This window comes from Streptomyces sp. NPDC018029, assembly GCF_044327655.1.
Classification (GTDB): domain Bacteria; phylum Actinomycetota; class Actinomycetes; order Streptomycetales; family Streptomycetaceae; genus Streptomyces.
In genome coordinates this window covers 1-6725 of sequence record NZ_JBIRFV010000024.1, presented here as the reverse complement: position 1 = coordinate 6725, position 6725 = coordinate 1, and the positions used below count along the sequence as shown (strand labels likewise).

Genomic DNA, 6725 nt, shown 5'->3' with positions numbered 1-6725 from the left:
ACCGAAATCATCGACGGCCTCGAACTGCCCGTCTTCCGCGGCCACATGGTCAACGGCCCCGAACCCGACGCCGAGAGCCGCCGCCCCGACCCGCTCAGGATCATCACGGGATACATGGCGGCCGGGGACATCCTGGAGAATCTGGGCTGGCGGGAGCGGGCGGCAGGCCGTGAGATCGCGGGCCCGCCGGTGTGGACCAGTCATGAGGCGCTGCTGCTGGACTACGAGATGCCCATGCTGCGCACCGACGACAAGGGCCGCCTGTTCCTGGGGTCCACGCACTGGCCCTGGATCGGGGAGCGCACCCGCCAGGTGGAGGGTGCTCATGTGGCGCTGCTGGCCGAGGTGAGCAACCCGGTGGCCTGCAAGGTGGGGCCGGCCATGGAGGTGGCCGAGCTGCTGGCGCTGTGCGAGAGGCTGGACCCCTGGCGCGACCCGGGCCGGCTCACACTGATCGCCCGGATGGGCGCGGACGCGGTCGCCGAGCGGCTGCCGCGCCTGGTGGAGGCGGTCCGCGAGGCCGGCCACCCCGCGATCTGGCTGAGCGATCCGGTGCACGGCAACACCGTGACCGCGCCCGGCGGCTACAAGACCCGCATGGTCGACACCGTCGCCCGCGAGATCACCGGCTTCGTGCGGGCCGTGCAGGACGGCGGCGGCATCGCCGGCGGCCTGCACCTGGAGACCACCCCCGATGACGTCACCGAGTGCGCCGGCACCGAGGCCGACCTGGAGCGGGTGGGCGAGCGCTACACCTCGTGCTGCGACCCCCGCCTCAATCCCACCCAGGCCCTGCACGCCGTCAACGCCTGGCCCGCCTGACCCGGCCCACTTGGCCCGTCCGGCCCCGGAGCCGGGGATTTCGGTGCCATTCCAGCTGGAATCAGGGTCAACCAAAGATGGACCGCGCATCGTGGTCGTCGTCCCGGCACCTCACGGCCGCCGCCCAATGACAGTGGAGAGCAGATGCACAACTACGTAGTCGTCGACGCGTTCGCGCGAGAGCCCCTCACCGGTAATCCGGTGGCCGTGTTCTTCGACGCCGACGACCTGACGGCCGATCAGATGCAGCGCATAGCACGGGAGATGAACCTCTCGGAGACCACGTTCGTGCTGGCCCCCAAGCAGGGCGGCGACGTACACGTACGGATCTTCACGCCCGTCAACGAACTCCCCTTCGCCGGGCACCCGTTGCTGGGCACGGCCATCGCCCTTGGCCGGCGCACCGACGCGGACCAGCTGCGGATCGAGACCGCGATGGGCGTGATCCCCTTCGAGCTGCGGCGCGTCGGCGGGCAGGTCGTCTCGACGAGCATGCGCCAGCCGGTGCCCGTCTGGGAGCCCTTCGACCGTGCCGAGGAGCTCCTGGAGGCGCTGGGCGTCCGCGAGTCGACGCTGCCGGTCGAGATCTACCGCAACGGCCCGCGGCACGTCCTCGTCGGCTTCGAGAGCTTCGAGGCCCTGTCGAAGGTGGACCCCGACCACCGCGCTCTCGCGAGCTTCCCCGACATGGCGACCAACTGCATCGCCGGGTCCGGGACCACGTGGCGCAACCGCATGTTCTCGCCCGCGTACGGGGTCGTGGAGGACGCCGCCACCGGTTCGGTCGCCGGCCCCATCGCGATCCACATCGCCCGGCACGGCCTCGGTTCGTACGGGCAGCTCATCGAGATCACCCAGGGCATCGAGATCGGTCGCCCCTCCCCCATGAGGGCGCTGGTCCAGGGCGAGGGCGACCGGGTCGACTCGGTCGAGGTCTCGGGCCACGGCGTCGTCACGATCGAAGGAACGATTCATGTCTGAGCTGTCCCAGAAGACCAACGGCCGTACTCCCTCGCGGCGTTCGGAGACGCTGACGGGCACCGTGGAGGTGGACTTCCCCCAGTTCCGCACCCCGCCCGCCGAGCCGATGGGACTGCTCAACGACTGGCTGGCCCAGGCCACCGCCCACGGCGTGCGCGAACCGCGCGCCCTGGCCCTTGCCACCGCCGACGAGCGCGGCCGGCCCTCCTCACGCATCCTGGCCGTCAACCAGGTCACCGAGCACGGCATCGTCTTCATCACCCACGCCGGCAGCCAAAAGGGCCGCGAACTGGCCGCCAACCCCTACGCCTCGGGCGTGCTGTACTGGCGCGAGACCAGCCAGCAGATCACCCTGGCCGGCCCCGTGCGCCAACTCCCGCGCGCCGAGGCCGAAGCTTTGTGGGCGGCCCGCGCGGTGTTCACCCACGCCATGTCCACCGTCTCCCTGCAAAGCGAACCCCTGCGCGACCTCGAACACTTCGAGACCATCCGCGCCCAGGCCCTGGAACTGGGCGCCCTGGAGCGGCCGCTGCCGTGCCCCGAGGCGTTCGTGGGCTTCTGCCTGGAACCCGACGCGGTGGAGTTCTGGGCCAACGGCACCGACCGGCTGCACGAGCGGCTGCGCTACGACCGCACCCCACACGGCTGGACCACCACCCGCCTGCAGCCCTGACCCCCCGCCCTTCCCCTTGTTCGGAGACGCCATGAGCACCCCCCTGACCACCCCCCACCACGTGGCCGACGGCCCGGTGTTCACCAGCCACCTGGAGCTGCGCGCCCGCAACCGGCGGGCCGTGGAGCAGTACATGGAGACCGGGCCAGAGGCCCGGCTGCGCCGCTACACCCTCTACACCCCCGACGGCACGGCGTCGTTGTTCAACACCGACATCGGCCGGCCCATCACCGTCCAGGGCCGCGACAACCTCCAGCGCCACGGCGAGCTGTCCTTGCAGGTCCTGCCGGACTGGGAGTGGTTTGACGTCCGCCTCTACGAGACCCAGGACCCGGCCGTCATCTGGGTGGAGTGCGACGGCGAGGGCACCATCCGCTTCCCCGGCTATCCCGAGGGCCGCTACCGCAACCACTTCATCCACGGCTTCACCCTCGAGGACGGCCTCATCGCCGCCAGCCGCGAATACACCAACCCCATCGAACACATGCGGGCTTTGAGCATCCCCACCCCCCACATCCAACGGGACTGGATCCCCTCCTGAACCACCGGCCAACCCGCAGCACCCCCCACTACGTTCCTACGCGCGAAGAGAGAATCCATGAGCACGGACAACGCCCCCCGCCCCGCGGCCCGCGCCACCATCGATCTCATCACCGCCGCCTGGCACACCCAGGCCGTCCACGCGGCGGCCAGACTGGGTCTGCCCGATCTGATCGCGGCGGGCCACACGGGTCCCGCGGAGCTCGCCAAGGCCGCGGACGCGGACCCGGACGCCGTCCGGCGCCTGCTGCGTCTGCTCCTCCGCCTGGGCGTGGTCGACGGTGACGAGAGCGGCGGCTACCGCAACACGGAGGTGGGCGACCTGCTGCGCGACCGGCCCGGCTCGCTGCGCGACGTGTGTCTGCTCTACGGGGAGGAGTTCTACCAGGCCTGGGGAGAGTCCATCGAGACGTTCCGTACCGGCAAGAGCGGCTTCGAGAAGGCGTACGGGCGCTCGCTCGTCGGCTATCTCGGGGAGGACCCCGACGCCGCGCAGCGCTTCCAGCGCGCCATGCAGGCCCAGGCGAACAACTTCGCCTTCGACGCGGTGCCGCGGTACATCGACTTCACCGCCGACCAGCACGTCGTCGACATCGCGGGCGGCAGCGGCCAGCTCCTTGCCACGGTCCTCGGTGCGGCGCCGGAGGCCCGCGGCACCCTGCTCGACCTGGAACACAACATCCCCATCGCCCGCGCGCACCTGGAGCAGACCGTGGGCCTCGACCGCGCCGAGCTCGTCGCCGGGGACATGTTCACCAGCCCGATCCCGCAGGGCGCCGACACCTATCTCCTGTCCCGGGTCCTCGGCGACTGGTCGGAGGGCGACTGCGTACGCCTCCTGCGTTCCATACGCGGGGCCATGGGCCCGCACTCGCGTCTGGTGATCATCGAGATGGTCGTCCAGGACGGCAAGGCCGGCCTGCTGGCCCCGCTGTGGGACCTCCACCTGATGGTCGTCAACGGCGGTCACCAGCGCTCGATCGGTGAGTACCACGAACTGGCGGACCAGTCGGGTCTGGCCATCGAGCGTTCCGTACAACTCCCCATGGAGACCTCGGCACTGGTACTCACCGCCGCATCCGACATTCCGTCGTGACCGAGGAGACCGCATGCCACAACAGCAGCCGAATCCAGCACGCGCCCTGAGTGACGCCGGGCCCCTCGGCCCGGGGATCCACCTCCGGGAGGCGGACGGCATCCGGGGAGCGGGCCACGGCGCGCCCTTCATCCACGGCGTGCACACGTCGGTGGCGGCCTTCGTCGGGGACGCGCCGAGCCTGCCGGGCAAGCCGGCCTTCGTCCGTCACCCGCAGGATTTCATCGAGGCGTTCTCGCAGCGCAGGGTCGATGGGGAGCCGCCCTCTTTCGTCCACGACGCCGTGCTCGGCCACTTCCGCAACGGGGGTGGCGGGGCCTGGGTCCTCGGAACGGACGACGACGCGGACCGGGTGGCGGCCTACCGGTCCGCCCTCGCCAAGCTGGAGCGCCTGCCGGAGATCACCCTCGTGGTGGCGCCGGATCTGTGGCGGGTGGCGAGGGACGCGCACGGCGTCGCGCGGGAGATCGCCCGACACTGCGGCCGTGTGGGCCACCGGGTCGCTCTGCTGCACACCCGGCAGGGCCTCGAACCCGCCGACGTACGAAGACGTCCCTTCGAACTGCCGGAGCCCGAGGCGCAGTTCGCAGCCGTCCACTATCCGTGGATCACCGTGACCGAGGCCGACGGACGCGAACGCCTGGTCCCGCCCTCCGGTCATGTGTCGGGGATGTGCTGCCGCGTCGACGCCGAGCGGGGTGTGCACGCGGCGCCCGTGGGAGCCCTGGTGGGCGTGGTCAAGCAGGAGCGGGAACTCACCGAGAAAGAGAGGGAGTCGGTGGGCGCGCTGGGGGTTAACTGCCTGCGGTTCGTCCAGGGGCAGGGCATCCGGGTGCTCGGGGCGCGCACGCTGTCCACCGTCCCCGACTGGGCCGAGCTCAGCGTCCGCCGCCTGGTGAACTACGCACGCGCCTCACTCGAACAGGGCACCCGGTGGGCCGCCTTCGACACCAACAGCGCCCAACTGCGGGCGCTGATGCGCCAGTCCACCACCACGTTCCTCAAGGGCCTGTGGCGCCAGGGGGCGCTGCCCGGCCGGTCCGCGGCCGAGGCGTTCGAGGTCGTCTGCGACGACACCAACAACACCCGTGAGGACACGGCGCGGGGCCGGGTGAACCTCGACGTCGGCCTTGCCGTCGTGCGGCCGGCCGAATTCGTCACTTTCCGCGTTCAGCACGACATCGGGAACAGAATCAGCTGAGGAGAGATTCAGTATGGAGATTCACTCATGCTCACAGAAGCACAGACAGGGAATTCGGGCCGCCACCGATTCCCTGCTCTGTGACCCCTGCGTCGAAAAGCTGGAGCTCGATCTGCGCGCGCTCCCCGGCCTCCACCAGGAAGGCCTGCACCACGTCATGGCGACGTCCAGGCGACGGAATCCGACGAAGGTGTCCGGGAGCCGCAGGCGGGACCACCTGAACGTTTCCGCACTCGACGCCCGAAGCAATATCGTCGCCATCCTGGAGTCATGGGCGGGCTATGTCGCGGACGAACTCGGGACCACTCCCCCGACTCGTTCCGTACCCCACCTCGCGTGTTTCCTGCTGCTCCACTTGGAGTGGCTCACGGCCCAGCCCCCGGCCCTGGACTTCGCGGAGGAGATCCGGAGCCTCCACGTCGAACTGCTCCGTGTCATCGAACCCGACCACGGCGACGCTAACCCGCTCACCAGGCGGTGTGTGGTGGAGAGCTGCACGGGGACGATCGTCGCCGCACCCCAGAAGAGCAGCAGCATCAGCTGTTCGGCGGGACACTCCTGGGAGGTACGGGAATGGCTCGTCCTGCGACACCTCATGGATCGCCGGCGCAAGGAGGCCGCCTAGGCCTGACGACGGCTCCACGGAACGCCCGGCCTGCTCAGCGGGAGAGAGCAGGGAAGGGCTGGAGGAGCTGAAGGAGCCGTAGGCGAAGGCGGTCACGCACGCGCGGAATCCCACCGCGTGCCCGTGGCCGCCTCCGTCGTCTGCGCCCGCGTCGGGGCGGTGAGCCGACCGCTCACCGGATCTGGAGGTGGTCGAGGTACGACTCCACATTGCGCCGCGTCTCAGGCACGCTGTCGCCACCGAACTTCTCCGCCACCGCGTCCGCCAGGACCAGCGCCACCATCGCCTCCGCGACGATCCCGGCAGCCGGCACCGCACACACATCGGAACGCTGGTGATGCGCCTTCGCCGCCTCACCGGTGGCCACATCGATCGTGGCCAGCGCGCGCGGCACGGTCGCGATCGGCTTCATCGCCGCACGTACCCGCAGCAGCTCACCCGTGGTCAGACCACCCTCGGTGCCACCCGAGCGGCCCGAGGTGCGCTTGATGCCCTCGTCCGTGGTGACGATCTCGTCGTGCGCCTTGGACCCCGGCACCCGCGCCAGATCGAAGCCGTCCCCGACCTCGACACCCTTGATCGCCTGAATACCCATCAGCGCCGCCGCCAGACGGGCATCGAGGCGCCGGTCCCAGTGCACATGCGAGCCCAGCCCCACCGGCACCCCATACGCGAGCACCTCGACCACACCGCCCAGGGTGTCACCGTCCTTGTGCGCCTGATCGATCTCCGCGACCATCGCCTTCGACGCATCCGCATCCAGACACCGCACCGGATCCGCGTCCAG

8 protein-coding genes are annotated in these 6725 nt (G+C 70.3%); 7 read left to right on the top strand and 1 reads right to left on the bottom strand.

What is annotated here, in order from left to right; genetic code table 11:
- The 7 genes from ACH4D5_RS38800 to ACH4D5_RS38770 form a co-directional block, all read left to right on the top strand.
- On the top strand, positions 1 to 822 hold an 822-nt coding region (locus ACH4D5_RS38800), incomplete at its 5' end, for a 3-deoxy-7-phosphoheptulonate synthase (RefSeq protein ID WP_398312971.1).
- 144 nt (positions 823 to 966) lie between these two features.
- The gene (locus ACH4D5_RS38795; RefSeq protein WP_398312968.1) at positions 967 to 1803 is read left to right on the top strand and encodes a PhzF family phenazine biosynthesis protein; all 837 of its coding nucleotides are present in this window, start codon (positions 967 to 969) and stop codon (positions 1801 to 1803) included.
- The gene (gene phzG, locus ACH4D5_RS38790; protein ID WP_398312965.1) at positions 1796 to 2476 is read left to right on the top strand and encodes a phenazine biosynthesis FMN-dependent oxidase PhzG; all 681 of its coding nucleotides are present in this window, start codon (positions 1796 to 1798) and stop codon (positions 2474 to 2476) included. The genes ACH4D5_RS38795 and phzG overlap by 8 nt, the downstream gene beginning before the upstream one ends.
- Before the next feature lie 31 nt (positions 2477 to 2507).
- Complete coding sequence (locus ACH4D5_RS38785; protein ID WP_398312962.1) at positions 2508 to 3017, top strand: PhzA/PhzB family protein; 510 nt, start codon at positions 2508 to 2510, stop codon at positions 3015 to 3017.
- Positions 3018 to 3074: 57 nt separating this feature from the next.
- The gene (locus ACH4D5_RS38780) at positions 3075 to 4112 is read left to right on the top strand and encodes a methyltransferase (RefSeq protein ID WP_398312959.1); all 1038 of its coding nucleotides are present in this window, start codon (positions 3075 to 3077) and stop codon (positions 4110 to 4112) included.
- 13 nt (positions 4113 to 4125) lie between these two features.
- The gene (locus tag ACH4D5_RS38775) at positions 4126 to 5313 is read left to right on the top strand and encodes a phage tail sheath family protein (protein ID WP_398312956.1); all 1188 of its coding nucleotides are present in this window, start codon (positions 4126 to 4128) and stop codon (positions 5311 to 5313) included.
- Between the two features lie 13 nt (positions 5314 to 5326).
- The gene (locus tag ACH4D5_RS38770; RefSeq protein WP_398312953.1) at positions 5327 to 5938 is read left to right on the top strand and encodes a hypothetical protein; all 612 of its coding nucleotides are present in this window, start codon (positions 5327 to 5329) and stop codon (positions 5936 to 5938) included.
- A 172-nt stretch (positions 5939 to 6110) separates the two neighbouring features.
- On the opposite strand, the gene aroC is transcribed toward ACH4D5_RS38770, so the two are convergent.
- The coding region (gene aroC, locus ACH4D5_RS38765) for a chorismate synthase (protein WP_398312950.1) at positions 6111 to 6725 on the bottom strand (615 nt) is incomplete at its 5' end.

Coding starts and splice junctions, on each gene's coding strand:
- ACH4D5_RS38780 (WP_398312959.1), top strand. CDS start 3,075: ATGAGCACGGACAACGCCCCCCGCCCCGCGGCCCGCGCCACCATCGAT.
- ACH4D5_RS38770 (WP_398312953.1), top strand. CDS start 5,327: ATGGAGATTCACTCATGCTCACAGAAGCACAGACAGGGAATTCGGGCC.
- ACH4D5_RS38795 (WP_398312968.1), top strand. CDS start 967: ATGCACAACTACGTAGTCGTCGACGCGTTCGCGCGAGAGCCCCTCACC.
- phzG (WP_398312965.1), top strand. CDS start 1,796: ATGTCTGAGCTGTCCCAGAAGACCAACGGCCGTACTCCCTCGCGGCGT.
- ACH4D5_RS38775 (WP_398312956.1), top strand. CDS start 4,126: ATGCCACAACAGCAGCCGAATCCAGCACGCGCCCTGAGTGACGCCGGG.
- ACH4D5_RS38785 (WP_398312962.1), top strand. CDS start 2,508: ATGAGCACCCCCCTGACCACCCCCCACCACGTGGCCGACGGCCCGGTG.